A 25,434-nucleotide genomic window follows, 5' to 3' on the forward strand; every position below is an offset into this window, starting at 1 on the left:
GTGGCGCGTGCCGACGAGCGGCCGGAGGCCGCGAGTCGCACGCGCGAGGTCGTCGGCGCGTAGCGGAGGCGACTGACGAGGCTGGGGAGGTGTGAGGTGCGGGGCGGTGCTGTGCGGGGTGGGACTCAAAGGGGCAGCCGCGAGGACTCGATGCGCTCGTTGCGCTCCTCGCTCAGTCGCTATCGCTCCTTCGCTGCGGTGCTTACGTCGCGCGTCTTCGTCCTCGCGGCTGGGGCTTTGGCGGTGTTCACCGCGATGGCAGCGGTTTCCGATCTCGTGAACGATGTTCTGATGTTTCCCGATCCGATGAGAAAGTACGAACGATCGATTCACACACCGGGGCAGTCTCCGAGACTCGACCCTTCTTAAGCGACCGCGGCCGCGATCTCCTCGTCGGTGAGGAACACGTCCTCGCCGGTCTCAGCGTCGAACAGGTGGAGGTCCGTCTCCTCGAAGACGACGCCGACCTCGTCGCCCGCCTCGGGCTGGACGTTCGCGGGCGCCCGAGCGAGGAAGTCGCCGTTCACGTCGAGGTGCACGTAGTTGTCGGAGCCGATCGGTTCGACGACCTCGACGGTCGCGGTCAGCGTCTCCCCGCCGGTCGGGTCCTCGACGATCCCGATGTTCTCGGGGCGGATCCCGAGCGTGTACGGGCCGCTTTCGAGGTCGTGACCCGCGACGTAGTCGCGGCTGAGCGCGAACGCGAGCCCCGAGGACTCGTCGCGGATCGTCGCCGTCGTCCCGTCCGTCTCCACGCCGACGTCGAGGAAGTTCATCGACGGCGAGCCGATGAAGCCGGCGACGAACTTGTTCACGGGGTTCTGGTACACCTCGGTCGGCGCGCCGACCTGCTGGAGTTCGCCGTCGTTCAGGATGGCGAGGCGGTCGCCCATCGTCATCGCCTCCTCCTGGTCGTGGGTGACGTACATCGCGGTGACGCCGAACTCCTTTTGCAGCTTCTGAATCTCCGCGCGCATCTCCGTGCGGAGCTTCGCGTCGAGGTTCGAGAGCGGCTCGTCGAAGAGGAACACCTCGGGCTCGCGTGCGATGGCGCGGCCGAGCGCGACGCGCTGCTTCTGCCCGCCCGAGAGCTCGTCGGGCTTGTCGTCGAGGAGGTCCTCGATGCCCATCATCTCCGCCATCTCGCGGACGCGCTCGTGGCGCTCCTCCGTCGTCATGTCGGTGCTCATCTTGAGCCCGAACGCCATGTTCTCACGGACCGTCTTGTGCGGGTACAGCGCGTAGTTCTGGAACACCATCGCGACCGGGCGCTCCTTCGCGTGGATGTCGGTGACGTCCTCGTCGTCGAACTCGACGGTCCCGGAGGTCGGCTCCTCCAGGCCCGCGACCATCCTGAGGGTCGTCGTCTTCCCGCAGCCCGACGGCCCGACCACGGTCACGAACTCCCCGTCGTCGATCTCCAGGTCCAAGTCGTCGACGGCGACGATGGTTCCTCGGTCGAACTCCTTCCGGAGCGTATCGAGCGTGACGCGTGCCATTTCCCTGATGACGGTCCCCCTCGCATATGAGTTCTTTGCTGTTTTCTTGATATGTGGTAAACAATCTCTTCTCAGATATTTGCCCGGCCGGGCCGCCCTCAGTGACGGGCCGGTGGCCGCGATCGACGACGAATCGATCCGGATCGATCGGAACATACCCCAAACACTAAATGTATGAAAATATAATTCATCATTTGTTCTAGCCACATGAACGAGAAACGTAGAACGCTGCTCAAGGCGATGGGGGGATCGACTGCGCTCGCGGGGCTCGCGGGCTGCATCAGCACTGGCGGCGACGGTGGGGACGGCAGTGACGGCTCGGACGGTTCGGACGGTTCGGACGGCAGTGACGGCTCCGACGGCGGCACCACCGGCTCCGCACGCCTGTGGGCCGACCTCGCCGACGCCGAGGACGAGGCGATCTCGGAGTACATCGACCAGTACGAGTCCGACACGGGCAACACCATCAACAAGGAGGCGCCCGGCGGCGAGCTCGACCAGCAGCTCGAAACCGCGATCCCGGCCGGTGACGGCCCCGACTCGTGGATCTGGGCGCACGACTGGGTCGGCCGGTTCGCGGTCCGCGAGGAGCCGCCGTTCCTCTACGACGCGAGCGACGACGTCGACGTCTCGCTCGACAGCTACACGCAGGCGGCGCGGGAGGCGGCGCAGTTCAACGGCGGCCTCTACGGGCTCCCGTTCGCCTCCGAGACCGTCGCGCTGTTCTACAACGAGGACATGGTCGACGAGCCCCCGGAGACGATGGAGGAGATGGTCTCGATCATGGACGAGTACCACGACCCGGAGAACGGGGAGTACGGCCTCTCGTACCCCGTGACGGACCCGTACTTCGTCAGCGGGTTCCTCCAGGCGTACGGCGGCGACATCTTCGACGAGAGCAACCTCGAAGTCGGCGTCGACAGCGACGCGTGTAAGCGCGGGTTCGACGCGCTCGAGACCCTGTCGGGGTACGTCCCGGCCGACCCCGGCTACGAGTCGCAGATCGTCGCGTTCGCGGACGGGCTCGCGCCGTTCGCGATCAACGGTCCGTGGGAGCTCGGCAACCTCAGCGGCGAGATCGAGAACCTCGGCGTCACGACCCTGCCGACCGTCGACGGCAACCACCCGCGCTCGTACTCCGGCATCCAGCTGTTCTACTTCTCGTCGATGCTGGCCGACGCGGAACAGCCGACGGTCGACGCCGCGACCGGCCTCGCCGAGTGGTACACGACGAACGAGGAGATCATCCAGACCAACGCCGAAGAGCAGGGGTACATCCCCGTGCTGGCCGACGTGGTGGGCAACGACGACCTCTCCAGCGAGGTCCAGGCGTTCGCCCAGCAGGTCGACCACGGCGTCCCCATCCCGACGCATCCGGACATGGACAGCGTCTGGACGCCCGTGACGGAGGCCCTCGAGCGCGTCTTCAACGACGAGCAGGACAGCGACGCCGCGCTCGACCAGGCCGCCTCCGAGATCCGGGAGGCGCTGTAACTCCCGCCCGGAGCGATGGCCTCTTCGCAACCCGGAACCGCCGCGAGCGGACTGGCGCGCCTCCGATCGGCGCTGCCGTTCTCCAGTCGCGACTGGGGGTTGCTGCTCGTCGCGCCCGGCGTGCTGCTGTTTTCGAGTTTCATGCTGTACCCCATCTTCTACCTCTTTTATATCTCCCTGACCAACGCGACGTTCGCCGGGTCGGTCATCGGCGGCGGCGCCGAGCTGATCGGGCTGGCGAACTACGTTCAGCTGATCTCCGACTCGCAGTTCTGGACGTCGATGACGACGACGTGGCTGTTCGTCGCCGTCTCCCTCGTGCTCAAGGTGATCCTCGCCGTGGGGATCGCGCTCCTGTTGAACCACGTCCGGGTCGCCGGGAAGCGGTACATGCGTGCGGCGGTGATCGTCCCGCTGGGCTTCCCCGGCATCTTCACGATCACCGTCTGGCGCGGCATGTTCAGCGACGCGCGCTACGGCGTGTTCAACACCATCCTCGGCCGGTACAACGACGTTATGGCGTCGCTGTCGGCCCCGCAGGCGCTCCTGTTCGACGTTCCGATCGGCTTCCTCAGCGGTCGTTGGGAGGCGTTCTTCGCGTATGTCACCACGGAGGTGTGGCTGGCGTATCCGTTCATGGTGATCATCATCGTGAGCGCCTTACAGGACGTTCCCCGGTCGCTCCACGAGGCCGCGATGGTCGACGGCGCGGGGGCGCTCCAGCGGTTCCGCACCGTGACGCTGCCCGCGATCAAGGGGCCGGTGCTGTTCGCGTCGATTCTCACGGCCGCGACCTCCTTCCAGCAGTTCCTGATCCCGTGGGTGTTCAATCAGGGCGGCCCGTCGCGACAGAACGAGCTGATCATCGTGTACGGCTACCGCGAGGCGATCACGTTCAACCAGTTCGGCCTGTCGGCGGCGATACTGATCGTCGGCATCTCCGTCGTCGGGCTGTTCATGTACGCCGCCGTGCGCTACGGCGGCCTCGCCGAGGGGGTGGGTGACGAATGAGCGCGCTCCGTTCGTTCGCGTCGCTCGTCGCCGCGAAACTGGTCGCGCTCGCGACCGCGCCGAAGCGGTTCGTCGTCATGATCCAGCGGGCCATCTACGACGTTCGGACCGGCAAACGCAGCGCGTGGGACGTCACGAAGAGCGTCTTATTCACGCTGTTCGGACTCGCGATGGTGCTGGTGCTGCTGTTTCCGCTGTTCTGGATCACCACCGCGTCGCTCGCGGAGGGCTCGCGGTTGTTCAACACCAGCGGCATCTTCCCGGACCCGTCGACGTACAACCTCGGCGCGTACCGGTGGGTGATCTTCGAGTCCGACTTCTTCTTCGTCGACGGCGACTGGGGGTACCCGCAGCTCGTCCTCGGCGGCGCGGACGGGCTCGTCAGCTTCCGGTGGGCCGGCACCGAGACCGGTCCCGGCGCGCTGTTCAACAGCCTCTACATCGTCAGCGTGACGCTCGCCGCCGGGTTCGGCATGATCGTCCCGGCCGCGTACGCGTTCTCTCGGCGACAGTTCGTGGGTCGCAAGCGCATTCTCTACGGCTACGTCCTCTTCACGCAGATCGGCGCCGGGCTGTCGATCGCGACGCTCGTGGCGTTGTACTCGCTGTTCAGCAGCTACGGGCTCACGAACAACCTGTTCGTCCTCGGGCTGTTCTACGCCGCGTCGGCGATCCCGTTCAACACGTGGCTGTTGAAGACGTACATGGACAACATCCCCGTCTCCTACGAGGAGGCGGCGATGGTCGACGGCGCGAGCTTCTTGGAGACGATCCGAGAGATCATCATCCCGCTGACGAAGCCGGGGCTCGCCGTCGTCCTCATCTTCGTCTGGCTGGCCGGCTGGAACGAGTTCATCATCGCGCAGACGCTGCTCCGCCCGGAGAACTATCCGCTGTCGGTGGAGCTGTACAACATCGCGACGCAGGGGCGGTTCTCCACGCCGTGGACCCAGTTCGCGGCGTTCGCGAACCTGTTCGCGCTGCCGGTCGCGATCGTCTACTTCGCGGCGCAGCGCTCCGTCGAGGACGGCCTCTCGTTCGGCGGGATGGAAGGGTAGTCCCGCCGTCCGCGGCCGCGCGTTTCACGTCTCGTTTTTGCCGGTCCCGGTCGAGTGGCTCGGGTCGGTTTCCGTCGTGCGACGGTCGGTCTTGGACGCCCGACGGTCGGTCTCCGTCGTTTGATGATCTCCGGACCGCCCGGTAAATGCGAGGTCATACCACACGTGTTGTGTACTCGGTCGCGCACAGCCGCCGTCCCCTTATCTGCCTGACTCCGGTACCGAACGGTGATGGCTGACGACCCGCTCTTCGACGAGTTCGAACTGAACGGTGACATCCTCGACGGCCGCGTCGGCCTCGCGCCGATGACGCGGACGAGCGCGACGGACGAAGGTCGTCCCACGGACCGGATGGCCCGGTACTACGCCTCCTTCGCCCGCGGTGGCTTCTCCTTCCTCGTCACCGAGGGCGTTCACCCGGACGCGACCCACAGCCAGGGCTACCACAACCAACCCGGCCTCGCGACCGACGAACAGGCGGCGGCGTGGGAACCGGTCGTCGACGCCGTCCACGAGGCGGGCAGTCCGATCTTCGCGCAGTTGATGCACGCCGGGGCACAGTCGCAGGGCAACCGCTACGGCTTCGGCCCCGTCGCCCCCTCGTCGTACCGCCCGCCGGGCGAGATGGCGGAGCTGTACGGCGGTTCGGGCGAGTTCCCCGAGGCGGACGGGCTCGACGACGAAGGGCTCGACGACGTGAAAGCGGGCTTCGTCGCCGCGGCGGAGCGCGCGCGCGACGCCGGCTTCGACGGCATCGAGGTCCACGCCGCCAACGGCTACCTGCTCCACGAGTTCGTCGACCCGCTGGTCAACGACCGCGACGACGAGTACGGCGGCTCGCCGGCGAACCGGGCGCGGTTCCCCGCAGAAGTGACCGCGGCCATCGACGAGGCCACGCCCGACGAGTTCGTCGTCGGAGTCCGCGCCTCGCAGGCGGCGGTGACCGACGAGGAGCGGGCCTGGCCCGACGGCGAGGCGACCGCCGCCGCGCTGTTCGGCGCCCTCTCCGAGGCCGGCGCCGACTACGTCCACGTCACCGGCGGCGACGCGACCGCTCCCGAAGTGCCCGACACCGACCGCACGCTCGCGGAGCTCGCGGTCGAGCACGTCGACGACGCGGCCGTGATCGCCAACGGGAGTCTCGGAGACCCCGACAAGGCCCGGGCGGCGTTGGCGGACGGGGCCGACCTGATCACGCTCGGGACCGGCGCCCTCGCCAACCACGACTGGCCCAACCGGGTCTGGGCGGGCGAACCGCTCGACGACCTCGACCCGGGCGTCGTCTTCCAGCCCGACGCATCGCTCAGCGACGCCGAGGTTCCCGGCGACGACTGACGACGCGACTGCTCGAACCCACACGGGCGAAAAAAGCGGCCCCGAACGAAACGGTCCGCATCCGCTCAGTCCGCGGCGTCGGGCGTCGGCGCTTCGCCGGCGAACCGGTCGCGGTCGTGGCTCGCCTCGAAGTCGAGGTCGGGACCGCGCGCGATGATCCCGGTCGGTGTCACGTCGGGGTGCGTGGTGTAGTAGTGCTCTTTGATGTGTGCCATGTTCACCGTCTCGGTGACGCCCTCCGTCTGGTAGAGGTCACGCAGGTACGGCCAGAGGTCGTCGTACTGGTGGACGAACTGCCGGTTACACATGAAGTGCGTGTGGTACACCTGATCGAAGCGGACCAGGGTGGTGAACATGCAGATGTCCGCCTCGGTCAGCGAGTCGCCGACGAGGTAGCGCTGGTCCGCGAGGTGGTCGTCGTAGCGGTCGAGCGCGTCGAACAGCTCGTCGATCGCGTCGTCGTAGGCCGCCTGCGAGGTGGCGAAGCCGGCGCGGTAGACGCCGTTGTTGATCGGCTCGTAGATGTCCGTGATCACTTCGTCGACGTCCCCGACGGTCGCGTCGTCGTCGTCGGCCGGCAGGAGGGACGTACCGTTGCCGAGGTCCGCGAACGCGGTCGAGAGCATCCGCAGGATCTCGCGGGACTCGTTGTTGACGACGGTGTCCTCTTCGGTGTCCCACAGCACGGGCACGGTCACCCGGCAGGTTGCGTCGGGGTCGGCCTCGACGTACAGCTCGCGGAGGTAGTCGCTGTCGCGGAGGTGATCGCGGGTACAGCCCTCCTTTTCGGGGGTGAACTGCCAGCCGTCCTCGTCGCGGTACGGGTCGACGACCGAGACGCTGATCGCGTCCTCGAGGCCCAAGAGCGAGCGGGCGAGGAGCGTGCGGTGCGCCCACGGACAGGCGTATGAGACGTACAGGTGATACCGGCCGGCCTCCGGCTGGAAGCGCTCGTCGGGCTCGGCGTCGACGTGGGCGGGGACGTCGCTGCCGGCGATCCAGTTCCGGAAGGTGGTCTCGCCGCGCTCGAAGGCTCCCTCCTCGTTCGTCGTCTCGTACGTGTCAGTGCGCCACTCGCCGTTCACGAGCTGATTCATAGCTCACGGTAGGGTTTCTACCCCTATAGTGTGGGTGGGGACACACGTGTCACCGGCTACACTCGGTCGCTGATCGGTTCCCGCGTATCGCGGAGCCCGGCGAATCCGTGTGTCGGGGGGAGCCCGCCGAACGTCGGGTCGCACGGCCGTACGCGGTTGCTGGTCGTCTCTCAGTTGCCGACACGAACACCACCGAAGCCCCAGCCGCGAGGCGGGCGGGCGCTCGGAGGCACGCGCCACCGCGATCACTTCCCCGTCCGCGTCGCCCCGGTGGTTTTTCGGTACCTTCCGCGCTCTGTCGCGACATGAACGAACGAGCCGAGCCCGCGCCGACGGTCGCGGTCGTCGGCGGCGGCGCTGTCGGCGTCACCGCGGCCCACGACCTCGCGGCCCGCGGCGCGGACGTGACGCTGTACGAGCGCGGGAATCTGGCGGGCGGTAGCTCCGGGCGCGCGGCCGGACTCCTCTACGACGCCTACGCCGAGGACGTCGACGCCACGGTCGGCGCCAGAGCGATGGAGCGCTTCCGCGCGTTCGACCGGTCGCTGCCGGGGTTCTCCTTTACGCCGTGTCCGTACGTGATCGCGGTCCGCGAGGGCGACCCCGACGCCGACGCCGTCCCGGCGATGGTCGAGCGCATGCGCGACCACGGCCGCGAGGTGCGCACCCTCGACCCCGACGCCCTCGGCGAGCGCTTCTCCGCCCTCTGGACCGATGACCTCGCCGTCGCGGCGGTCGCGGAGGGGGCCGGCTGGACCGACCCGCCGAGCTACGTCCGAGCGCTCGGTGACCGAGCCGCCCGCGAGGGGGTCGCGATCGAGACCGAGACGGCGGTCCGTCTCGGTCCGCGAACCGACGGAAAACGGAAAGTCCACCCATCTAACGGCGGCGCGGAGGCAGAGGGCCGCGCCTTCGACGCCGTCGCCGTCGCGGCCGGAGCGCACACGCGGTCGCTGCTCGCGGCCGCCGACGTTCCGGTCCCTGTCGTTCCGTACCGCGTTCAGGCGCTCGTCGCCCCCGTCGCCTACGACGGTCCGATGGTGTACGACGCCACCGCGGACGCGTACCTCCGGCCGCACCCGGACGGCCTGCTCGCAGGCGACGGGACGGAGCCGGTGCCGGCGGACCCCGACGACTACCGGCGCGAGGCGGACGACTGGTTCCGCGAGGACGTCGCCGCGGTCCTCCGCGAGCGGCTCGCCGGCGGTGATGCCCCCGCCGGCGTCGACCGCGATCCGGCTGCCGACGCGCGTGCGTGGGCCGGACTCTGTACCGCGACGCCCGACGGCGACCCGCTCGTCGGTCCGGTGGACGCGAGCGGGGAGGCCGCCGACCGCGGCTCGACCGCCGGGCCCGCTCCGACGCTCTTCGTCGCGGCCGGCTGGCAGGGGCACGGGTTCATGCGCGCGCCGGCGATCGGCGAGACGGTCGCCGAGGGCGTGCTCGCGTCGCTCGCGGGCGTCGCGTTCGAGGACCCGGACTCCCCGTGGATCGTCGCGTTCGACCCGACCCGGTTCGACGGCGACGAGACGTTCGAGATCGCAGAGGGGATGTCGCTGTCGAGTCGGACGGATGAGGAGTGATCGGAGCGCGAACGGAAAACGGGGACCGGAACGGGGAGAAGTAGGTCCTCACGGATCAGAGCGCCGCAACGAAGAGGGCGCGGCCTCAGTCGTCTTCCTCGACGACGTCGACGTCGCTGCTGCCCCCGCGTTTGGGGATCTCGACGTGGAGGGTCCCGTTCCGCGTGAGCGTCGCGTTCGCGCCCTCGGGCGTCACGTCGGCGTCGTTGGGGAGGTCGACGCTGCCGGACAGCGAGACGCCGCGGCCCGGGAAGACGAGGTCGTAGCCGTCGTAGAAGTCGCGGAACCGCTCGAGGTTCACCTCGACGGTGCGGTCGAGGAACGTCACGTCGACGTCCTCGCCGCGGACGCCGGGGGCGTCGAACACCACGAGGTAGGCGTCGTCGCTCTCGAGGAGGTCGTACGAGAGGGGGCGCCGCTCCTGGACGCGGCCCCAGCCGCGACCGACGCGTTCGAGCGCGCTCCGGAGCGCGGACCGGCCGGTCTCGACGAGTCCACCCACCGGCTACACCCCGATTTCGACGAGGTCGCTCCCGCCGCAGTACGGACAGGAGAGGTCCTCGACCGCGTGGTCGTCGGGCACGTCGTACGTGTAGTGGTTCTCGAACATGTCGAGCTCGCAGTCGTCGCTGACGCACTTGACCTCCATCGTCGATGGCATATGCGAACACGTTGTGTCGGCGAGGGCTTAAACGGCGTGGCGGCGGCGGTCGCGTCGGACGAATCGAGCGTCCCGGCGATCAGGCGGTCGCGTCGGACGAATCGAGCGTCCCGGCGATCAGATGCCCGCGCTGCACAGCCGATCGGGAACGACCGCGCGCTCGGCGACGACGACGACTGCGGTGCCGAACGCCACGCCGGCGAGGAAGCCGGGACCGTACGGGTAATACGGGACACCGAACGCGAGCGCGGCTCCCAGCCCGGCGGAGATGGCGAGGACCGCGGCGCCGAAGGCGACGTAGGTCAGCGTCTCGTAGCGGTCCGGCGAGAGGCGGTCGCGGGCGAGCCACGCGATCGGTCCCAGGCCGACCGCGGTCGCCGCGGCCCAGCCGGCCGCGAGTCCCCACGGCCGGGGATTGGCACCGAGGAACTCCATCGCGGCGAGCGCGCAGAGCGCGGCGAACGACACGTAGTTTCCGACCCGCTGCCAGCGAGAGGACTCGTCTGCGGCTGGGGGCGCACCGCCGCCCGAACGCGTCTCACCGGTGGTGGGCGTCTCGGAGGGCATGGCCGGCGCTTCCGCGCGTTCCGACATAAGCGATCCGGCGTCGCTCCCGGCGGACCTTCCGCACGCTTTTCCCCTCTCGGCCGCCTACTCCGGGTAACATGAGCGATCCTTCGGCGGCCGGTCGCGGCTCTCTCCCGGCCGATCCGGCCGACCTCTCCGTCACCATCGTCGACGGCTACGTCGACGAGCCGGCCCACTTCGGCGTCCCGCCGTACCTCTCGACGTACCCGCGGTACACGGCGGGCGCGCTCGTCGACGCGGGGGTTCCGGAGTCGCGGATCACCTACCACACCATCGACGAGCTCCGCGACGACCGGTCGAAACACGCCGACGTGGCCGACGCGGACCTCATGGTGTACGTCGGCGGGATGACGGTGCCCGGGAAGTACGTCGGCGGGACTCCCGCCGAGCCGGACGAGGTGCGCGAACTCGGCTGGACCGCAGACGGCGTGACGCTGCTCGGCGGGCCCGTGCGGTTCGGCGTCGGCGAGGAGAACGCCGGCGCACAGGAGACGAAACGGGACGACCTCGACTACGACTTCGTCGCGATGGGGGACGTCGAGGCCGCGGCCCACGACCTCGTCCGCGAGGGGTTAGAGGGGTACGGCAACCGGATGCGGACGAACGACGAGGTCGGTCGCTGGGCCCGGCAGGGGGCGTTCGTCGTCGAGCAACATCCGAACCACCCGGACTACCTCATCTGCGAGATGGAGACCTCTCGCGGCTGCGCCTACCGGTGTTCGTTCTGTACCGAGCCGCTGTACGGCGACCCGGCGTTCCGGGACCCCGACTCGGTCGTCGGCGAGGTGGACGCGCTCTCCGACCGCGGCGTCGCGCACTTCCGGCTCGGTCGCCAGGCCGACATCCTCGCGTACGGCGGGGACGGCGAGGCGCCGAACCCGGACGCGCTGCGCGAGCTGTACGGCGGCATCCGCGAGGTGGCCCCGGACCTGCGGACGCTCCACCTCGACAACATGAACCCGGTGACGATCACCGACTACCCGGAGGCGTCCCGCGAGGCCATCCGAGTGATCGCCGAGCACAACACGCCCGGCGACACGGCCGCGTTCGGTCTCGAATCCGCCGATCCGGTCGTCAGAGAGGAGAACAACCTGCTCGTCTCCGCCGAGGAGTGTCTGGAGGCCGTCCGGGTCGTCAACGAGGAGGGCGGCTGGCGCCCGGGCGACACACCCGAGACGACCCCCGGGGACCCGACGCGCGTCACCGGTCCGTCGACCGGGCCGGACGCATCGCCGCGGCTGCCGAAGCTGCTCCCCGGGATCAACCTCGTTCACGGGCTGACCGGCGAGCGCCCCGAGACGTACGAGCACAACAAGCGGTTCCTCCAGACCGTCTACGACGAGGGGCTGATGCTCCGACGGATCAACATCCGGCAGGTGATGGCGTTCGCCGGGACCGAGATGGCCGAGACGGGCGCCGAGATCGCACAGGAGCACAAAGACCAGTTCCAGGCGTACAAGCGAGAGGTGCGCGAGACCATCGACAACCCGATGCTCGACCGCGTGGTCCCGCCGGGGACCGTCCTCCCGGACGTCTACCTCGAGTACCACCAGGACGGCAAGACGTTCGGCCGCCAGCTGGGCACGTACGCGCTCCTCGTCGCGGTTCCGGGCGAGCGCGAACTGGGAACGAGCATCGACGTGGCGATCACCGATCACGGCTACCGCTCCGTGACGGGGGTTCCGTACCCGATCGACGTGAATTCGGCCTCGATGGACGAGCTGACCGCCATCCCGGGCATCAACCGGAACACGGCCGGCGACGTCGTCGTCGGGCGCCCCTACGAGTCGGTCGACGCGGTCGACGCGGGCGTCGCCGACCTCTCGGCGTACGCGGTCGCCGACGACACCGACGTACCGATCCCCGGCCGCGACCGCGCAGGCTCCGGACCCGGGCCGGCCGCGCGGTCGTCGCTCGGGCGCGGGGACTGAAGCGTGTCGGGCGACGACGCCGCGGTCACCCGGATCGAGGTCCCGGTCGACACGCGCGCTCCCGGCGGGACCACCAACGCGTACCTCCTCGACGGGGTCCTCGTCGACCCGGCGGCCCGGACCGACGCGCTCGACGCCGCCGTCGCGGAGCGCGGGTCGGGCGACCGTGACGACCCCGGCGTCGAGGCGGTCGCGGTCACCCACGCGCACCCCGACCACGTCGGCGCCGTCGCCGGCTACGCCGACATGACGGGTGCGACCGTCGTCGCCCGCGAGGGGCACGTCGACCGGTTCGTCGACGCGGCCGGCGTCGAGCCCGACCGGACGGTCGCGCCGGGCGAGACGGTCGCCGACACCGCGGTCCGCGTCGTCGACACTCCAGGGCACGCGCCCGATCACGTCGCGTTCGGTGTCGGTGAACCGGGGGAGCAGTCGGGGCGCTCCGCGCTGTGTTGCGGCGACCTGGCGGTCGCCGAGGGGAGCGTCGCGGTCGCCGCTCCGGAGGGCGACCTCGCCGCCTACCTCGCGAGCCTCGAGCGCGTGCGCGACGCGGGGTACGACCGGCTGCTCCCCGGACACGGACCGGCCATCGGCGATCCGGCCGCCGCGTGTGACCGGCTGATCGACCACCGGCTCGACCGCGAGCGGGACGTGATCGCCGCGATCGACGACGGCGCGGCCGATCTCGACGCGGTCGTCGACGGCGCCTACGAGAAGGACGTCTCCGGCGTCCGCGACCTCGCGCGGGCGACGGTCGCCGCCCACGTCGCGAAGCTGGTCGCCGAGGGGCGGATCGACGCCGCGTGGCGCGCGCGGTTGTCGAAACACGGGCTTGACTGACCCCGGACGAGGGGGTGACCGCTTCCGGACGCGCGGCTCGCGGTTGTCGACGACTCGCCGTTCGCGGTCGATGTCGCGCCCGCAACAGATCCCTCTCCCGTCCGCTCGACTACTGCTCCGCTTCGAGCTCCGCCACGACCTCTGACAGCGGCGTCTCCGTCACGTCGACGAAGCGCCCGCCGACGGCGACGATTCCCCCGTCGGTCTCCGGGTCGTCACCGACGTGGGTGAGCGCTGGCGTGGAGCTGCCCAGCGCCTCCGCGGCGGCCTCGAACGCCGAGGGGTGCGGTTTGCGCCAGCCGCAGCCGACGCTCGTCGTCACCGCGTCGAACTCGCCGCGGAGCCCCGCCCGGATCAGCGTCCGGGGGACCAGCTCCGGGACGGCGCAGTTCGAGAGCAACCCCACGGGACCGCGCTCTCCCGCGCCGCGGACCGCTTCGACCGCCCCGTCGCGCCGCGTCACGTCCGGGTCGAACGCAGCGACGACGGCGTGTCTGGCGACGTTCTGCGTCACGTCGACGCCCCGCGAGTCGAGCGCGCGGGCGACGTGGGCCGGGAGGGGGACCTCCGCGCCGGCCGGCGCCTCGACGTGTCGCTCGCCGTACGCGACGTGCCAGTCGTCCGGGACCGCCACGTCTCGGGACTCCAGTTCGCGCGCGACCGCTTCCGCCGGGTCGGACGGATACTCGACGTCGACGAGGGTCCCGAAGAGATCGAAGGTGACTGCCACGATACTCCCCTTAGGGGCAAACTCGGATTGAACCTGTCGGTCGGCGCGACCCGTTCCGGTCAGAACATCGAGACGAGATGAAGCGTGACGAGGCGGTATATCCCCGTCACCCACGCGCACAGCCACAGGATCATGAACCCGGCGACGCCGGCGCGCAGGCGCTTCCGCCAGTGGCCCATGTCCTCGTGGATCTCGTCGATGTCGACGTCGAGGTCCTCGTAGGCGTCCGCGTTCCGCTTCGCCTGGAATATCCGCACGATTCCGGTGAGCGCGAACGCGAGCAGGGCGTACGCCTGGACGCCGAAGAACGCGTGGAGGATCGCCATCCCGCTCACCTGATCGAGGACGCGCGGGACCATCCACGTGACGATGGGGACCGTGGTGAGCACCAGTCCGACGACGATGTACCGCAGGTGCCGCATCAGCACGTTCCACGACACCGTCTCCGCGTCGATCATGATCCAGGCCCCGTACAGGAGGAACGGGAAACTCGCCGTCACGGACAGCCCGGCGACCGCCGCGATGACCGACTCGTCGACCATATCGATGCGTACGGTCTCCGGCGCGTAAAGCCCCCCGATCCGCCTCCGTCGACGCTGCCGCCCGACGCGCGGTGTCCGATTTCCCGAGGCCCGGACGCGGACGAAAACAGTTAGCGTCAGGAGCACGTACGAACGAGCTGATGGACGACACCTCGACGCGGTCGGAGCCGGACTCGCCGCCGGAGGAGTCGGCCGACCCGGCACCCGACGGGCCGGACGAGTCCGACCCGAAGAGCGAAGCTCGGGGCGATGACGGCGGTCCTTTGGCCGCCGCCGGGACAAACGGCGGCGCCTCGGGAGACGACGACATCGAGGCGCTCCGCGAACGGGTCGAGTCGGAGTACGACTTCGACGACTTCGGCCCGTCCGACATGGCCCGGATGAGCGCCGACGAGTGGGACGCCGCCTTCGATCCGGACACGTGGATCACCGGCGACCGGCTCCTCGACCGCGTCGACGCGGAACTGAAGTCCCGGATCGCGACGCGCGACGTGTTCGGCGTCTTGGAGCGCGTCCGCGAGGACGGCGAAGAGCGGATCCTCGTCTACTCCGACGAGGGGTACGCGATCATCCGCCCCACCGGCGAAGTCAGCGGCGAGGGGACGGTCCTCAGGGACATCGAGCCCGTCGTCGCGCTGGCGGCGATGGACTCGTACGACGTACCCGAGCCGCCGGACGACTGGTCGCTGCCGCACCCGGACACGGTCCCGGAGGGGTCCGGCGAGTTCGGCAACCTCGTGATACAGGCCGTCGCGGCGGTTCAGGTGCTCGCCGGCGTCGCCCTCCTCGTCGCGAGCGCCGTGGCCGACCTCAACACCATCGTCGCGCCGACGATGGGCGTCGTCTTCCTCCTGGTCGGCGTGTTCCTGTTCGCGATGGTGGCCAACGCGCGGCTCTCCGACCGGTTCCGTTCGGAGGAGTATCGGGACCGACTGCGCGCGCTCCGCGAGGCGAAGGAGCGCCCCGAGTTCGTGCCCGTGGAGGACGGCGTGGTGACCGACACGGACGCCGCCGCAGCCGACTCCGAGCGAGAGGAGTAATCCGCCGATTTCGGCGGTCTCAGGCCCCGAAACCTCCTCCACGTTGGCGGTTTCAGTCGGTGGGTTTAAGCGCACGCCGTCCTGAGTGAGGCTGTATGAAAAGGCGGGACTTCGTGCGGACGGCCGGCGGCGCGACCGCCGCCGTTGCGGCCTCCGCCGGGGCGACCGGAACGGCGGCTGCACAAGAGGTACAGCCCGACTGGCCGAGCGGCGCGGCCGGCGGAAACGTCGGGTCCTATACGGACGCCCGCGGCCAAGACGAGGTGACCATCTCGGTCGGCGCCGGCAGCAACGGGCTCGCGTTCGACCCGACCCTCGTGTGGGTCGACGAGGGGACGACGATCGTCTGGGAGTGGACCGGCGCCGGCGGCGACCACAACGTCCAGACGGTCGAGGACGGCGGCCCCGCCAGCCTCGACAGCGGTAGTGCGGTCGGCGAGGAAGGCTACACCTACGAGTACGAGACGTCCAGCGAGGACGCCGGCATCACCCACTACCAGTGTGTGCCCCACGCGGCCGTCGGCATGCACGGCGGCATCGCCGTCGGTGAGGACGTCGCCACCGTCGAGGTCGGCGGAGCGAACACCGGGTGGCCGGAGGACATCGCGAAGGTCGGCGTCCCGCTTCACGCCCACTGGGTCGGTATCTCCGCCATCCTCGGTATCGGGATGACGTTCGTGTTCACGTTCTACATGCTCAAGTACGGCGAGTCGGCCCACACCGGGCACGGGGGTGCGAGATGAGCTCCGGCAACTCCTCGTACGGTGACATCCACCGCTACGAGCCCGCCCGCGAGAGCACTGCGGCCGCGATCGCGATCGTTCTCCTGACGGTCATCGAGGTCGTCTTCGTCTCGCTTTTCACCTACGGACTGATGTCCGCGTGGGCGACGACGGAGGCCGGGAACATGTACGTCGGCGCGCTGCTGGCGCTCATCTTCATCGACCTCGCGTTCATCCTCCTGCTCTACCGGAAGGAGTTCCTGCCCGACGTGATGATCGTCAAGAAACGCCGTCGCAAGTGGGAAGACCTGTACATCAGCGAGGAGGACAAAGACGGGAAGACCATCGACACCGGCGGTCTCGCGGACACGCTGAAACGGGCCGTCTACCCGTACTACAAGAAGTGATTCGACAATGAGTCTGAAGAAACAAGACGACATGGACCACAACGCGTGGCTCAAGAGTCAGGACCTCACCGCCATCGAGACGGCGTTCCTGACCACGCTCATCTGGCTCGACAAGCGGCTCCGCATCGTCGACTACCTCGAACTGCTGGAGACGATGTACTACCGCGCGAACCTCCAGATGCCGAAGAGCCACACCGAACAGTACGACCTCGACAACAAGTTCTGGTACTGGTACCCGCTGTACTCGCTCGGGTCCCTTTCGATAATCGCGTACCTACTCGCGGCCGTCTCGGGCGCGTTGCTCGGGTTCTACTACGCGCCGTCGACCGCCGGTGCGGTTGCGCAAGGCGATCCCACCGCCGCGTACGACTCGATGGTGATGATCATGAAAGACGTCCAGTTCGGCTTCATGCTCCGGTCGATCCACCGTTGGTCGGCGCAGTTCATGGTGGCGGCGGTGTTCCTCCACATGCTGCGCGTCTACTTCACCGGGGCGTACAAGGAGCCGCGCGAGGTCAACTGGATCCTCGGCGTCGTGCTCATCGCCCTGACGCTGCTGTTCGGGTTCTCGGGCTACGTTCTCCCGTGGAAGCAGCTGTCCTTCTGGGCGGCACAGATCGGCGTCGAACTGGCGCTCGCGACCCCCATCGTGGGCGAGTGGGCGGCCCAGCTGCTGTTCGGCGGGTTCACCCTCGGACAGGCGACGCTCGTGAGAATGTACATCCTGCACGTCTTCGTGTTGCCGTTCGTGGTCACCGCGCTCATCGCGATCCACGTCGGCATCGTCTGGGTGCAGGGCATCGCGGAACCGCACTAATCCAATGACCGACGACACAACCCCCGAAACCGACGGCCGCACCGACGAGCGAGCGCGCACGGACGGCGGGACCGACGGCGAAGCGCGCGCCGACGGCGGCCCGCCGGCGACGGTCCCGCCGGACGACGAGACGCCGACCTGGTCCGAGCGCAAGGAGCGCAGCCAGGGACTCGCACAGCTCACCTACCAGTACTTCGAGCGCTCGCGGCGCGAGGACGAAGACCTGCGCGCGGAGTCGACGTACGTCGAGCGCGACGTGCTCGGCTTCCCGACGTGGCCCCACGAGACGATCCGTAACCTCGCGATCACCTCGTTCTTCCTGGGGATCATCCTGCTCGTGGCCTCGATCATCCCGTCGCACTTCGGTGACCCGGCGAATCCCGGTTCCACGCCGGCCATCATCCTCCCCGACTGGTACCTCTACTGGTCGTTCGGCCTGCTGAAGCTCGCTCCGATCAACCCCGAACTCGCGGTGCTCGGCGGTGACATCGTCATGTCCAACGAGCTGTACGGGCTCGTCGCACACGGGATCATCTTCGGCGTCATCACGCTCGTTCCCTTCCTCAACAAGGGGAACGCGCGGCGTCCCGTCGAGGAGCCCGGATGGGCCGCGCTCGGCGTGGCCGGGGTCATCCTCGCGTTCACGCTGGCGGTGCTGGCCATTCAGAACTTCATCCCGTTCCAACAGGAGCTGTTGCTCACGCTCGTGTTCATGCTCCCGGTCGCGGGGGCCATCCTCACCTACGCGGTGTTGAAGACGATGCGTGAGGGGTACATGTACGACCTCAACCGCCGGTACTTCATGCTGCGCCCGCCGAAGTAACGGCCGGAAAACGCCCGCTCCCGCGACCACACCGCGGTCGCGGTCCCCTCGTGCCGTTCCGCGGCTTCCTTACCCATGTCATCCTCAACAGACGGCGACTCCGCGCAGGCGTTCGACGAGACCGGCGACCCGATCGCCCGCGACGGCGACGCGGACGACGACCCGCGCAGCGAGCCGACCGGCCCGCGCGACGGACCGAGCGGTCGCGAGATCGTCGTCCCGTTCAGGCTGTACAAGGCGGTCACCGTCTTCTCGACGCTGGCCGCGGTCGTCACCTACTTCATCGGCTTCACCCTGATCGACGCCGCGACGCTCCAGATCAGCTTCATCCGCACGACCATCGTCTACCTGCTCGACAGCGCCGGTCTCCTCCCGCCGGAAGACGTGCTCGTAGCGATCTTGGCGATCACGGGCGTGGGCTTCATCCTCCTCGGAACCGCCGTGTACGTGCTCGGGACCCGATTCCGCGGACAGGGGATGGGAAAGTCTCAAGACGACGCCAGCTAAGAGTCAGGTAATGGCAGACGAGTTCATGAAGGGCTTCGCCCTCTTCACGATCGGCGGCCTCGGGTGGATCACCTTCGGCGGCTGGTACCGGACCCCGTCGTACTATCAGGTGGTTCAGCTCGTGAACCCGGCGGAAGGAGTGAACACGGCCTACGGCGAGGTCGGACTGCTCGCGGGCGACGCGTTCTTCTGGCTGATGATTCTCGGTGCGCTGACGTTCTGGGTACTCATCCCCGTCAGCCGTCAGATCCGCGATTCCCTCGGCGGCGACGACGACGCGGCCGCGAACTGAGCGCGCCGTCCGTCTCCTCCTTCTCCCGCGACGAGAGCGCGACCGCGCGCTGCGACGAACCGGGAGCTTTTCACCCCCGCTGGCCCCACCCCTGCGCATGAGCGAGCCGACGCGCCGCCTCGCGGTTCTCGGCGACGGCGACTCGGTAGCGACGACACGGTCCGCAGCGACCGCTGCCGGCGCGCGCCTCGTCGACCGGTCCGACGCCGACGCGATCGTCGCCGTGGGAGAGGCGGCGCTGCGGGACGCGGTGCGCGCGGTCGCGGACGGTGACGCGCCGTCGGTTCCGATCCTTCCGGTCGGAGCCGGTCGTCACGCGGTCGGCGCCGATCACGCCGGCGACTGGATCGACACCCTCGTCGAGGGTATCGGCGGGTCAGAGCCGGCGTTCGACGGCCTCTCTCGGGTCGCGCATCCCGTCCTGTCGGTGGACGGAGCGGGCGACGACCGCCGGCGGTTCGCGGCCGCGGACGTCGCGTTCGTGACCGGGAAACCCGCCCGGATCTCCGAGTACGGGATCGACTTCCCGGACGGCGAGTCGGTCTCGGTGCGCGCGGACGGTGCCGTGGTCGCGACGCCGCTCGGCAGCGACGGGTACGCGGCCGCGGCCGGAGGGCCCGTGGTGTCGCCGGGGGGCGGACTCGCGGTCGTCCCGGTCGCCCCGTTCACCACCAGTCCCGACACGTGGGTCGCGACGGGCGGCGTTCGCGTCACGGTGAAACGCGAGGAAGAGCCCGTCGCGCTCGTCGTCGACGGGAGCCGACTGGGGACCGTCGAACCGCACCACGTGGTCCGGATCGAAGTTGCGACGACGGTCGATCTCCTCTCACCGACCGCGGAGTGACGCCTCGTCCGCGAGCGCGTCGATCGGAAACACTCTAATAGGTCGTGAACGGAAATGGTGGATATGGACCCACTGCAGTTCCTCGTTCCCCTCGGCTGGCTGTCGGCCGTCGGACCGGTGCTGCCGTACGCGATCTTCGTGATGACCGTCGGCAACCTCGCCACGCGACACCTCGCGCACAGACAGCACGTCGCCCAGGGACGGGACGCCGACAGCGTGGAACCGTACACGCCGCACGTCTTCACCAACGTCGGGCTCGTCCTCCTCTGTTTCCTGTTCATCCTCGACGCACCGGTCAGTGGGACGATCCTCTCCGTCCTCGTCCTCGCGATGTTCATCGCCGACCTCTTCGAACTGGAGGCGCGCAACGTCGAGGCACGCAACGACATGACGATCGAAGCGCCCAAGAGCTCGATCGCCGCGTCGGTCATCGTGCTGGTGTGGTCGTCGTACTACGCGCTGTTCTTCATCGTCGAAGGGATCTGGAACCAGTTCGTCATCGCCTGAGACGCGCTCCGGCGCCGGATTGGATCGCGGTCGACCGCGGCGGCGGACGTTCCCGCCCGGTTTTCTCCCCTGTCGATTCGCTAAAACGGCCAGTCGCCGGTGAGTTTCATCCCGGTCGCCTTCCCTTCCGCTTCGAGCGCGGCGGCGATGTCGTCGTGGTCCCGCCGCGGGATCGACGCGTCCGCTCCCGCGAGGTCGACGACGAGCTCGGTCAGGAGGATCGCCTGCTCCCTGAGGTTCCGCGACTCCAGTTTGTCGAGCGTGTCGGCGTGGGTGTGACCCCACCCGCGGCCGCGCCCGTCGGTCTCGCCGGAGACCATGTAGCCGGGGATCCCGCGCTTCACGAACGGCCAGTGGTCGCTGTGGGGCACCAACTCCCCGCCGGTCGAAATCGGGTGATCGAAGCGGTCGCTCACTCGGTCGGCGGCCGCCGCCAGCGCGTCGAACTCGTGGTGGTCGAGGCGGAGCGTCCGCCCGAACACGTTGCTGTCGACGTTGACGACCGCGCGGACCGCGTCTCGGTCGGCCGCCTCGGCGGCCACCGACGACCCCACGAGACCGACCTCCTCGGCACCGAACGCGGCGAACCGGACCCGAACGTCGAGCTCGTCTTCCCGCGCCGCGAGCGCCCGCGCGACCTCGACGATGGTCGCCGTCCCGGCCCCGTTGTCCATCGCGCCCTCGGCGAGGTCGTGGGCGTCGACGTGCGAGGAGACGATCAGGTGTTCGTCGGTGTCGGGGCCCAGCTCCGCGACCGCGTTACCGCTCGTCGCCGCGGGCGTCTCGCAGTCGACCGCGACGGTCAGGTCGTCGCCCTCGTTCCGCCGCGAGAGGCGGGCGCCGGTCTCCTTCGAGACGCCGACGGCCGGAACGTCGCCGATCGGCGCGTCGGCGGTTCCGACGCTGCCGGTCGGTGGAAGCGTCCCCTCGACGTGATTGGCGAAGACGAACGCGGCCGCGCCGGCCTCGACGGCGCGGTAGTACTTCTCACGCCGGTGGATGAACCGGTCGACGGACTCCGGCGTGTCCGACGAGACCATCACGACCGCCCCTTCGAGGTCGGCCTCGAAGTCCGCGGGGACGCCGTGACCGAGGTCGACGAGCTCGCCCGTCGCCTCGCCGCTCGGACTCCGCGGGAGCGCGATACAGGCGTTCGGGCCGAGCGCGAGCGGGTCGCCGGTCGCCGCGTCCCGCACCGCGCTGTCGCCGCGCTCCCAGCCTTGGATCTCGAACTCCTCTATCGCCGCGTTCCGCGCGCCGGCCTCGGCGAACGCGTCGCGGGTCAGCTCCAGCGCCTCGCGCTCGCCGGCCGAGCCCGCCATTCGGTCGTCGAGGTCGACGAGGTCGATCAGGTGGTTCCAGCCGGCGTCGCTCGTGAACGTCTCTCCGATCCAATCGGTCATGAACGTGGGTGTCACGCCCCCGAGTCAAGCGTTTCGATGGCGGCGGGCGCGGCCGGGACGCGTCCTCGGGGCGCGCGGCGCTCAGACCGGCAGCGCCGGCAGGAGGACCGCCGCGGCCTCCGCGGCCGCGAACGTCGAGTCGTACAGGTGGTTCAAGAGGAGGTACGTGACGACGCCGAGCGCGAGCGAGAGGATCCACGCGCTCGCGGCGATCCGACCGACGCGGCGGTGAGGCGTCTCGTTTCGGAGCTCCTCCTCGGTGTGCGTGAGTCCGAGGACGATGGCGTAGAGCACGACCGGCACGGAGACGACTGAGAGGATGATGTGGATCGCGAGCATGACGAGGTACGCCGGGTACACCCAGTCCCACAGCGGCACCCAGGCGTACGACGAGTCGAGGACGAACTCCTTCGTGCCGCCGCCGGCGACCTTCGGGAGGTACATCCCGAGGAAGAGGAGGATGAGGACGAACGACGTCGTCATCGCCGCGGCGTGTTTCTTCACCTCGCCGTTGCGGATCCAGTACCACCCGAGCGAGAGGGTGACGACCGTGACCGTGTTGACGGCGGCGATGCCGTGCGCGAGCAGGTCGACGGTCCCCTTCGTGAGCGTCGGGAACAGCGCCTGAAACTGTGGGACGAGGAACACGCCGCCGACGGCACCGTAGCCGACGATCGTGAGGAGGACGGTGACGGCACCGGCCCGTTCTTTGGCCCTGTCGCGAACGCTGGCGGTGGACATACCGGACCTACTTCCGGCAGCGTTATTGGCCTTTCGAGGTCGGACCGAGCCGCCCGCCTCGGGCGACGCCGTCGCTCCCGCGGCGAGCCGAACTCACCCGTCGATGACGCCCGTCGCGGTCGCGACTTCCACGGCCGCCTCCTCGTTGATCCCGCCTTGAAGGATGGTGTAGCGGTCGCGGATCTCGTGGGCGCTCGTGAGCGCGGCGAGCAGCTCCGCGTCGTCGACCCCCAGTTCGCCCGCGGTCGTCGGAGCGTCCAACTCGGCGAGCGCGTCGCGGATGGCGTCCCACCGACCGTTTTCGCCGCTGTGGAGGTACTCCGTCATGATCGACGCCACGCCGACCTGGTGGCCGTGGAGCGCCTTCCCCGGCGCGATCCGGTCGAGTTGGTGGGAGATGAGGTGTTCCGCACCGGAGGCGGGCCGCGACGATCCGGCGATGGACATCGCCACGCCGGAGGAGACGAGCGCCTTCACGACCACCCACGACGACTCCTCGAGGCCGGGGCGGATCATGTCGGCGTTCTCGACGAGCAGCTCCGCCGTCATCTCCGAGAGCGCGCCCGCGTACTCGCTGTACTCGACGTTCCGCAGCCGGCGGGCCAGCCGCCAGTCCTTCACGGCGGTGTAGTTGGAGATGATGTCCGCGCAGCCGGCGGTGGTGAGCCGCCACGGCGCGTCAGCGAGCAGCGTCGTGTCCGCGACGACGGCGAGCGGCGGGTCCGCCGCGACGGAGTGGCGCGTGTCCCCCTCTGGGATCGACGAGCGCCCGGAGACGATACCGTCGTGCGAGGCGACCGTCGGGACGGAGACGAAGCCGACGTCGAGGTGGTCGGCGGCCATCTTCGCGATGTCGATCGGCTTCCCGCCGCCGAGGGCGATCAGGTAGCCGGGATCGACCGCCTCGGCCGTCTCGATCAGGTTCTCGACGGCCGCGAACGAGGCCTCCTCGACGACGGCGGTCGCGGGGTCGTCGAACTGCGCCCGGACGCGGTCGCCGGCGATGTCGTTCGGCGTCGGGCTCGTCACGATCAGCGGGCGCCCGGTGAGGTAGAGCTCGCCGACCGCGTCGCCGAGGTCGTCGAGGACGTCGTGTCCCACGAGGACGTTTCGCGGGAGCTTGATCCACGTCGTCTTCTCGAACATACGGGACGGTCGCGCCGACGGGTCAAAGCCGTTGTCCATGTCAGTCGCGGTCGCGGGTGTCGGTCGCTGCGAGCCGGTCACGGGTGTCGGTCGCTGCGAGGCGGTAGCGGGGGCTGGGCTCAGGCGACTAGCGGCGACAGCGTCGTCGCCGCGTCGTAGAGGAAGTAGACGCCGAACCCGGCGAGGACGACGGCGGAGACGACGGCGACGATCGGCGCGAACGTCTCGATCCGCCGCTCGGCCGCGACGAGTCCGGTCGGGAAGCCGACGATCCACGTCAACACGCCGAGGAAGAACCCGCCGATGAGCGCCGGCGAACCGGTGGCGACCACGAGGGTTCCGGCGAGGTCCGCGCCGACGACGGGGAGGCGAGCGAGCACGTCGAGCTCGCCAGGCCGGAGCAGTCCGACGCCGATCGTCAGCCAGAAGAGCACCTGATACGGGTTCGTCAGGGCGAGCACCAGCGCCTTGCGGAACCCCTTCCCCTCCTCGACGACCGGCTCCTCCCCCTCGGTCGGGCGGAACGACGCTCGCGCCCCCTTCGCCGCGCCGACGGCGAAGTACAGCATCAGGACGCCGCCGACGGCGACCATGACGCCCTGTAACAGCGGGAACGATTCGACGACGGCGACGACGCCGACGTACGCGAGGACGAAGAAGATCGCGTCCGCGGTGGCCGCGCCGAGACCGGCTCGGAATCCGGCCAGCCGCCCTCGGAGAACGGACTCTTCGGCGATCACCGCGTTCATCGGCCCCGGCGGCGCCGCGAGCGCCAGCCCGAAGACGACGCCTGCGCCGAGAGTGACGAGGGAGCTCACACCGCTCGAAACGCCCGTTTTCGTGAAAAAGCCCGCGACAGAGAGGCGTTCGGTGACGCCCGACACCGGGACGTGTGGTCGGAATCGGCGCATCGACGGACGGAATCGCACACGGTGGTCGGGCGGAGCGAGGAGATGAGATCGGTTGCCGGGGGTCGGCTACGCGTCTTGGAGCTCCGCGTCGCGGAGCGCCTCGTTGAGGTCCTCGCGGACGCGCTCGCCGGTCTCGCGGTCCATCGCCGTCGTGACGATACGGTTCTCTTGGACGCTGGAGCCGTCTCGCAGCAGGAGCCGGACGTTGCCGTTGGTTCCGGCGCGGGTCGCCTTCGCCCGGAGCCCGGTCCGCGACCCGGTTCCACCGGCGTCGATGGGGCCGGGAACGATCTTCTTCACGTGCGGGTGTTCCGCGACGGTCTGGACGGCCTTTCGCCCCTTGCGGCCGCCGATGAGCGTCGAGTGTGACCCGCCGATCTTCTCGCGCGGCGGCGTCTCGACCACCGCCAGCGACCGGTCGCCGCGTCGGTCGAGGACCCACGCGACGACCGGGCTCTCGGTCTCGCCGTTCCCGCCGCTCCCCCGACTCCGCTCTCGTCGGTCGCGCCCGCCCGCTCCGGCGTCGGGGACGCGGTAGAACTCGTGGTGGAGCTGCGCGCGAGTCTCGCGGAGGGGCTCGCGCTCGCCGGCGGCGTAGACGGTCTCGGGGCGTTTCCGACGGATCTCGTCGGCGACGCGGCCGGCGAAGTTTCGGAGTTGGACCTCGCTCAGGCGCTCGCCCTCTTCCGGGCGCGTCGTCACCGTCGTCTCGCCGACCACCGCGTCCTCGTCGAGCACGGTCAGGTGCGCGCGGTCGGTCTCGAACTCGGCGACGACCGCGTCGGCGTTGGCGGTGTTACAGGTGAGACAGAAGTCCCCCGGCTTCTCGATCGGGGTGCCACACCGCCGACAGTTCATACGTATTCAACGGCTGTACGGAATAAAAGGGCGTCCGTTCGGTGGTC

General features: G+C 69.4%; 28 protein-coding genes. 16 read left to right on the forward strand and 12 right to left on the reverse strand.

Annotated elements, in window-relative coordinates; translation table 11 throughout:
* Positions 1-365: 365 nt before the first annotated feature.
* Positions 366-1,499 carry an ABC transporter ATP-binding protein gene (locus ABDZ89_RS05505; protein WP_343777296.1) on the reverse strand — a complete coding sequence of 378 codons (1,134 nt, stop codon included), beginning with the start codon at positions 1,497-1,499 and terminating at the stop codon, positions 366-368.
* A 207-nt stretch (positions 1,500-1,706) separates the two neighbouring features.
* Between ABDZ89_RS05505 and ABDZ89_RS05510 the strand changes: the two genes are divergently transcribed.
* From ABDZ89_RS05510 to ABDZ89_RS05525, 4 genes are all read left to right on the forward strand, one after another.
* Positions 1,707-2,993, forward strand: a complete 1,287-nt coding sequence (locus ABDZ89_RS05510) for an extracellular solute-binding protein (RefSeq protein WP_343777298.1) — start codon at positions 1,707-1,709, stop codon at positions 2,991-2,993.
* Positions 2,994-3,008: 15 nt separating this feature from the next.
* Positions 3,009-4,004, forward strand: a complete 996-nt coding sequence (locus ABDZ89_RS05515) for a carbohydrate ABC transporter permease (RefSeq protein ID WP_343777300.1) — start codon at positions 3,009-3,011, stop codon at positions 4,002-4,004.
* Complete coding sequence (locus ABDZ89_RS05520) at positions 4,001-5,062, forward strand: sugar ABC transporter permease (RefSeq protein ID WP_343777301.1); 1,062 nt, start codon at positions 4,001-4,003, stop codon at positions 5,060-5,062. The genes ABDZ89_RS05515 and ABDZ89_RS05520 overlap by 4 nt, the downstream gene beginning before the upstream one ends.
* A 231-nt stretch (positions 5,063-5,293) precedes the next feature.
* Positions 5,294-6,397, forward strand: a complete 1,104-nt coding sequence (locus ABDZ89_RS05525; RefSeq protein ID WP_343777303.1) for an NADH:flavin oxidoreductase — start codon at positions 5,294-5,296, stop codon at positions 6,395-6,397.
* 65 nt (positions 6,398-6,462) lie between these two features.
* On the opposite strand, the gene ABDZ89_RS05530 is transcribed toward ABDZ89_RS05525, so the two are convergent.
* A complete protein-coding gene (locus ABDZ89_RS05530) occupies positions 6,463-7,494 on the reverse strand; it encodes a glutathione S-transferase family protein (protein ID WP_343777305.1) in 1,032 nt (343 codons plus the stop codon).
* 305 nt (positions 7,495-7,799) lie between these two features.
* Between ABDZ89_RS05530 and ABDZ89_RS05535 the strand changes: the two genes are divergently transcribed.
* A complete protein-coding gene (locus tag ABDZ89_RS05535) occupies positions 7,800-9,077 on the forward strand; it encodes an NAD(P)/FAD-dependent oxidoreductase (RefSeq protein WP_343777307.1) in 1,278 nt (425 codons plus the stop codon).
* A gap of 85 nt (positions 9,078-9,162) precedes the next feature.
* On the opposite strand, the gene ABDZ89_RS05540 is transcribed toward ABDZ89_RS05535, so the two are convergent.
* From ABDZ89_RS05540 to ABDZ89_RS05550, 3 genes are all read right to left on the reverse strand, one after another.
* A complete protein-coding gene (locus tag ABDZ89_RS05540) occupies positions 9,163-9,579 on the reverse strand; it encodes an Hsp20/alpha crystallin family protein (RefSeq protein ID WP_343777309.1) in 417 nt (138 codons plus the stop codon).
* Positions 9,580-9,582: 3 nt separating this feature from the next.
* A complete protein-coding gene (locus tag ABDZ89_RS05545) occupies positions 9,583-9,738 on the reverse strand; it encodes a DUF7559 family protein (RefSeq protein WP_343777311.1) in 156 nt (51 codons plus the stop codon).
* Between the two features lie 117 nt (positions 9,739-9,855).
* Complete coding sequence (locus tag ABDZ89_RS05550) at positions 9,856-10,305, reverse strand: hypothetical protein (RefSeq protein WP_343777312.1); 450 nt, start codon at positions 10,303-10,305, stop codon at positions 9,856-9,858.
* Positions 10,306-10,403: 98 nt separating this feature from the next.
* Between ABDZ89_RS05550 and ABDZ89_RS05555 the strand changes: the two genes are divergently transcribed.
* Together ABDZ89_RS05555 and ABDZ89_RS05560 are read left to right on the forward strand one after the other, a co-directional pair.
* Positions 10,404-12,257: a radical SAM protein gene (locus ABDZ89_RS05555; RefSeq protein WP_343777314.1), complete on the forward strand. Its 1,854-nt coding sequence runs from the start codon at positions 10,404-10,406 to the stop codon at positions 12,255-12,257.
* 3 nt (positions 12,258-12,260) lie between these two features.
* On the forward strand, positions 12,261-13,097 hold the full coding sequence (locus tag ABDZ89_RS05560; protein WP_343777316.1) for an MBL fold metallo-hydrolase: 837 nt from the start codon (positions 12,261-12,263) through the stop codon (positions 13,095-13,097).
* A gap of 109 nt (positions 13,098-13,206) precedes the next feature.
* Here the strand turns inward: ABDZ89_RS05560 and ABDZ89_RS05565 are convergent, their stop codons facing one another.
* Positions 13,207-13,827: an HAD family hydrolase gene (locus ABDZ89_RS05565; protein ID WP_343777317.1), complete on the reverse strand. Its 621-nt coding sequence runs from the start codon at positions 13,825-13,827 to the stop codon at positions 13,207-13,209.
* A 59-nt stretch (positions 13,828-13,886) separates the two neighbouring features.
* On the reverse strand, positions 13,887-14,369 hold the full coding sequence (locus ABDZ89_RS05570; protein ID WP_343777319.1) for a DUF7321 family protein: 483 nt from the start codon (positions 14,367-14,369) through the stop codon (positions 13,887-13,889).
* A gap of 140 nt (positions 14,370-14,509) precedes the next feature.
* Between ABDZ89_RS05570 and ABDZ89_RS05575 the strand changes: the two genes are divergently transcribed.
* The 9 genes from ABDZ89_RS05575 to ABDZ89_RS05615 all read left to right on the forward strand — a co-directional run bounded on the left by ABDZ89_RS05575 (position 14,510) and on the right by ABDZ89_RS05615 (position 20,328).
* The gene (locus tag ABDZ89_RS05575) at positions 14,510-15,409 is read left to right on the forward strand and encodes a DUF7319 domain-containing protein (RefSeq protein ID WP_343777321.1); all 900 of its coding nucleotides are present in this window, start codon (positions 14,510-14,512) and stop codon (positions 15,407-15,409) included.
* Between the two features lie 95 nt (positions 15,410-15,504).
* Positions 15,505-16,152 carry a halocyanin domain-containing protein gene (locus ABDZ89_RS05580; protein WP_343777323.1) on the forward strand — a complete coding sequence of 216 codons (648 nt, stop codon included), beginning with the start codon at positions 15,505-15,507 and terminating at the stop codon, positions 16,150-16,152.
* Positions 16,149-16,538, forward strand: a complete 390-nt coding sequence (locus tag ABDZ89_RS05585; RefSeq protein WP_343777325.1) for a DUF7318 family protein — start codon at positions 16,149-16,151, stop codon at positions 16,536-16,538. The genes ABDZ89_RS05580 and ABDZ89_RS05585 overlap by 4 nt, the downstream gene beginning before the upstream one ends.
* 7 nt (positions 16,539-16,545) lie before the next feature.
* Positions 16,546-17,355: a cytochrome b gene (locus tag ABDZ89_RS05590; RefSeq protein ID WP_343777327.1), complete on the forward strand. Its 810-nt coding sequence runs from the start codon at positions 16,546-16,548 to the stop codon at positions 17,353-17,355.
* Positions 17,356-17,359: 4 nt separating this feature from the next.
* Positions 17,360-18,178 (forward strand): cytochrome b family protein, encoded by an 819-nt coding sequence (locus ABDZ89_RS05595; RefSeq protein WP_343777328.1) that lies wholly within the window; start codon positions 17,360-17,362, stop codon positions 18,176-18,178.
* A 75-nt stretch (positions 18,179-18,253) separates the two neighbouring features.
* Positions 18,254-18,685: a DUF7315 family membrane protein gene (locus ABDZ89_RS05600; RefSeq protein ID WP_343777330.1), complete on the forward strand. Its 432-nt coding sequence runs from the start codon at positions 18,254-18,256 to the stop codon at positions 18,683-18,685.
* Between the two features lie 10 nt (positions 18,686-18,695).
* Positions 18,696-18,977, forward strand: a complete 282-nt coding sequence (locus ABDZ89_RS05605) for a DUF7314 family protein (protein WP_343777332.1) — start codon at positions 18,696-18,698, stop codon at positions 18,975-18,977.
* 97 nt (positions 18,978-19,074) lie between these two features.
* Positions 19,075-19,821 carry an NAD(+)/NADH kinase gene (locus ABDZ89_RS05610; RefSeq protein WP_343777334.1) on the forward strand — a complete coding sequence of 249 codons (747 nt, stop codon included), beginning with the start codon at positions 19,075-19,077 and terminating at the stop codon, positions 19,819-19,821.
* Between the two features lie 63 nt (positions 19,822-19,884).
* On the forward strand, positions 19,885-20,328 hold the full coding sequence (locus ABDZ89_RS05615; protein ID WP_343777335.1) for a DUF7313 family protein: 444 nt from the start codon (positions 19,885-19,887) through the stop codon (positions 20,326-20,328).
* A gap of 80 nt (positions 20,329-20,408) precedes the next feature.
* Here ABDZ89_RS05615 and ABDZ89_RS05620 read toward each other — a convergent pair whose 3' ends face one another.
* From ABDZ89_RS05620 to ABDZ89_RS05640, 5 genes are all read right to left on the reverse strand, one after another.
* Entirely contained in the window at positions 20,409-21,731 is a 1,323-nt protein-coding gene (locus tag ABDZ89_RS05620) for a M28 family peptidase (RefSeq protein ID WP_343777337.1), read from the reverse strand.
* An 81-nt stretch (positions 21,732-21,812) separates the two neighbouring features.
* Entirely contained in the window at positions 21,813-22,472 is a 660-nt protein-coding gene (locus ABDZ89_RS05625) for a DUF420 domain-containing protein (RefSeq protein ID WP_343777339.1), read from the reverse strand.
* 93 nt (positions 22,473-22,565) lie between these two features.
* Positions 22,566-23,618, reverse strand: coding sequence for an NAD(P)-dependent glycerol-1-phosphate dehydrogenase (locus ABDZ89_RS05630; protein ID WP_343777341.1), 1,053 nt, complete (start codon positions 23,616-23,618; stop codon positions 22,566-22,568).
* 119 nt (positions 23,619-23,737) lie between these two features.
* Positions 23,738-24,436, reverse strand: coding sequence for a LysE family translocator (locus ABDZ89_RS05635; RefSeq protein WP_343777342.1), 699 nt, complete (start codon positions 24,434-24,436; stop codon positions 23,738-23,740).
* Between the two features lie 159 nt (positions 24,437-24,595).
* A complete protein-coding gene (locus ABDZ89_RS05640; RefSeq protein ID WP_343777343.1) occupies positions 24,596-25,387 on the reverse strand; it encodes a DUF2103 domain-containing protein in 792 nt (263 codons plus the stop codon).
* Positions 25,388-25,434 lie beyond the last annotated feature (47 nt).

The organism is Halorubrum ejinorense, from assembly GCF_039522565.1.
In the GTDB taxonomy this organism is placed as follows: Archaea; Halobacteriota; Halobacteria; order Halobacteriales; family Haloferacaceae; genus Halorubrum; species Halorubrum ejinorense.

Bases quoted from the DNA above. Each gene is read 5' to 3' on its own strand.
- ABDZ89_RS05505 (WP_343777296.1), bottom strand. From the start codon at position 1,499: ATGGCACGCGTCACGCTCGATACGCTCCGGAAGGAGTTCGACCGAGGA.
- ABDZ89_RS05510 (WP_343777298.1), top strand. From the start codon at position 1,707: ATGAACGAGAAACGTAGAACGCTGCTCAAGGCGATGGGGGGATCGACT.
- ABDZ89_RS05515 (WP_343777300.1), top strand. From the start codon at position 3,009: ATGGCCTCTTCGCAACCCGGAACCGCCGCGAGCGGACTGGCGCGCCTC.
- ABDZ89_RS05520 (WP_343777301.1), top strand. From the start codon at position 4,001: ATGAGCGCGCTCCGTTCGTTCGCGTCGCTCGTCGCCGCGAAACTGGTC.
- ABDZ89_RS05525 (WP_343777303.1), top strand. From the start codon at position 5,294: ATGGCTGACGACCCGCTCTTCGACGAGTTCGAACTGAACGGTGACATC.
- ABDZ89_RS05530 (WP_343777305.1), bottom strand. From the start codon at position 7,494: ATGAATCAGCTCGTGAACGGCGAGTGGCGCACTGACACGTACGAGACG.
- ABDZ89_RS05535 (WP_343777307.1), top strand. From the start codon at position 7,800: ATGAACGAACGAGCCGAGCCCGCGCCGACGGTCGCGGTCGTCGGCGGC.
- ABDZ89_RS05545 (WP_343777311.1), bottom strand. From the start codon at position 9,738: ATGCCATCGACGATGGAGGTCAAGTGCGTCAGCGACGACTGCGAGCTC.
- ABDZ89_RS05550 (WP_343777312.1), bottom strand. From the start codon at position 10,305: ATGCCCTCCGAGACGCCCACCACCGGTGAGACGCGTTCGGGCGGCGGT.
- ABDZ89_RS05555 (WP_343777314.1), top strand. From the start codon at position 10,404: ATGAGCGATCCTTCGGCGGCCGGTCGCGGCTCTCTCCCGGCCGATCCG.
- ABDZ89_RS05570 (WP_343777319.1), bottom strand. From the start codon at position 14,369: ATGGTCGACGAGTCGGTCATCGCGGCGGTCGCCGGGCTGTCCGTGACG.
- ABDZ89_RS05575 (WP_343777321.1), top strand. From the start codon at position 14,510: ATGGACGACACCTCGACGCGGTCGGAGCCGGACTCGCCGCCGGAGGAG.
- ABDZ89_RS05580 (WP_343777323.1), top strand. From the start codon at position 15,505: ATGAAAAGGCGGGACTTCGTGCGGACGGCCGGCGGCGCGACCGCCGCC.
- ABDZ89_RS05585 (WP_343777325.1), top strand. From the start codon at position 16,149: ATGAGCTCCGGCAACTCCTCGTACGGTGACATCCACCGCTACGAGCCC.
- ABDZ89_RS05590 (WP_343777327.1), top strand. From the start codon at position 16,546: ATGAGTCTGAAGAAACAAGACGACATGGACCACAACGCGTGGCTCAAG.
- ABDZ89_RS05595 (WP_343777328.1), top strand. From the start codon at position 17,360: ATGACCGACGACACAACCCCCGAAACCGACGGCCGCACCGACGAGCGA.
- ABDZ89_RS05600 (WP_343777330.1), top strand. From the start codon at position 18,254: ATGTCATCCTCAACAGACGGCGACTCCGCGCAGGCGTTCGACGAGACC.
- ABDZ89_RS05605 (WP_343777332.1), top strand. From the start codon at position 18,696: ATGGCAGACGAGTTCATGAAGGGCTTCGCCCTCTTCACGATCGGCGGC.
- ABDZ89_RS05610 (WP_343777334.1), top strand. From the start codon at position 19,075: ATGAGCGAGCCGACGCGCCGCCTCGCGGTTCTCGGCGACGGCGACTCG.
- ABDZ89_RS05615 (WP_343777335.1), top strand. From the start codon at position 19,885: ATGGACCCACTGCAGTTCCTCGTTCCCCTCGGCTGGCTGTCGGCCGTC.
- ABDZ89_RS05620 (WP_343777337.1), bottom strand. From the start codon at position 21,731: ATGACCGATTGGATCGGAGAGACGTTCACGAGCGACGCCGGCTGGAAC.
- ABDZ89_RS05625 (WP_343777339.1), bottom strand. From the start codon at position 22,472: ATGTCCACCGCCAGCGTTCGCGACAGGGCCAAAGAACGGGCCGGTGCC.
- ABDZ89_RS05630 (WP_343777341.1), bottom strand. From the start codon at position 23,618: ATGTTCGAGAAGACGACGTGGATCAAGCTCCCGCGAAACGTCCTCGTG.
- ABDZ89_RS05640 (WP_343777343.1), bottom strand. From the start codon at position 25,387: ATGAACTGTCGGCGGTGTGGCACCCCGATCGAGAAGCCGGGGGACTTC.